1 protein-coding gene is annotated in these 1,621 nt (G+C 75.0%); it reads right to left on the reverse strand.

Annotation, left to right across the window (positions count from 1 at the left end; translation table 11 throughout):
• Positions 1-20: 20 nt before the first annotated feature.
• Positions 21-1,621, reverse strand: a 1,601-nt coding sequence (locus G6045_RS40490; RefSeq protein WP_408056432.1) for an ATP-binding protein, incomplete at its 5' end; no start/stop codon positions are given.

Below are 1,621 nucleotides of genomic sequence, written 5' to 3' on the forward strand. Positions count from 1 at the left end.
GTGCGGGGGCGGTTTTCGGGTTACGGGGTGAAGTCGGCCGGCGGGGTCTTGTATCCGCGTTCGTACGCGGCCGTGTAGGCGTCGGCGCCGAGGGCGGCGCGGGCGCGGGACGCGGCGCGGTCGACGTCGGTGCGTTCGCCGGGCGGCAGCGGGGAGGCCACGGAGGCGCGGAGGGCCCCGGCGGTGCCGAGGGCTTCGGCCGCGCGATCGGCGGCGCCGCCCGCCGACCACGCACCGGCGAGGCCCTCGACGGCGAACGCGATCGCCCGCGCGTCACCGGTGCGACGGGCCACGGCGAGGCCCTCGGCGTGCAGTGCCTCGGCGAGCTCGTGGTCGCCGCGCAGCTCGGCCACGTATCCGGACTGGGCGAGCAGCAGTGCCGTACCGGAGTCGACGCCGAGCCGGCGGTTCCAGTCGAGCCAGGGGGCGAGGAGCGACTGCGCGGTGTCGAGGTCGCCGCGGTGGCGGGCGCCGAGCGCGAGACCGATCTCGGCGAACTGGCGGGCCGGCGCGTGCCCTTGATCCGCGGCCAGCCGCGCGGCCCGCTCGTGATGCTCCGTCGCGCGGTCGAACTCCCCCGTCAGCAGGGCGATCCGGCCCAGGCGCGACAGGCTGAACGACGCCTGGGTCCACAGCCGCAGCTCCTCGGCGACCCGCAGGCCCTCGCCGTGCAGCCGGGCCGCGGACGGATAGTCACCGGTGATCTCCGCGAGTACGCCGAGGAGTTCGGTGGCCTGCGCCTGGCCCCAGCGGTCGCCGAGGGCGGTGAAGCGGGCGGCCGCGGCCTCGGCGGCCTCGCGCAGGGACGTCAGGTCACCCTCGTACAGCGAGCGGGTGGCCCAGGTGCTGAGCGCCGCGGCCTCGCCCCAGGCGTCGCCGAGCGCGCGGAACTCCGCCTCCAAGGCGTGCAGCCGGCCGCGGTCCGGCAGGTGGGTGAAGCCGCAGCGCGCGTAGGCGAGCAGCCAGCGGCCGCGGGCGTCGGCGCCCTCGAAGGGGTCGCTCTGGTGGGAGGCGTCGCCGGTGATGAGGGCGAGTGCGGCGCGGCGGACGCGGGTGGCGGTGAGGGTGTGGGTGTGGGTGTGGGTGTGGGTGAGGGTGCGGGGTGCGTGGGGGTGAGGCCTGTCTGCGGTGGTGGGTTCGGAGGTGTGGGCTTCTGCGGTGGCGAGTGCGCGGTTCAGGTGGGACAAGCCCTCGCTGAGACGGCCGCTCAAGTACCAGTACCAGGTCAGGGAGTTGACCATGCGCAGGGCGAGCGCCGGGTCCCGGGTGCGGTCGAGGGCGGTGTGCAGGTTGAGCGACTCGGCGTCGAGCCGGCACAGCCAGGTGCACTGTTCGCTGCCGTGCAGCAAGGGGGCGGCGCGGTCGGCCAGTTCGGCGTAGTGCCGCGCGTGCCGGTCGCGGGTGGCCTGCTCCTCGCCGGAAGCGGCCAGCTGTTCCAGGCTGTACGCCGTGACGGACTCGAGCATGCGGTAGCGGGCGCCTTGTTCGTCGTACGTCATGGTCACCAGCGAGCGGTCCACGAGCCGGGCCACGAGGTCGAGGATGTCCTCGGGGGTGGGTTGCTGGTCGGAGATGTCCTCGAGGGTGGGTTGCTGGTCGGAGAGGTCCTCGGGGGCGTGGG

Source organism: Streptomyces mesophilus (genome assembly GCF_011044995.1).
GTDB classification, from domain to species: Bacteria; Actinomycetota; Actinomycetes; order Streptomycetales; family Streptomycetaceae; genus Streptomyces; species Streptomyces mesophilus.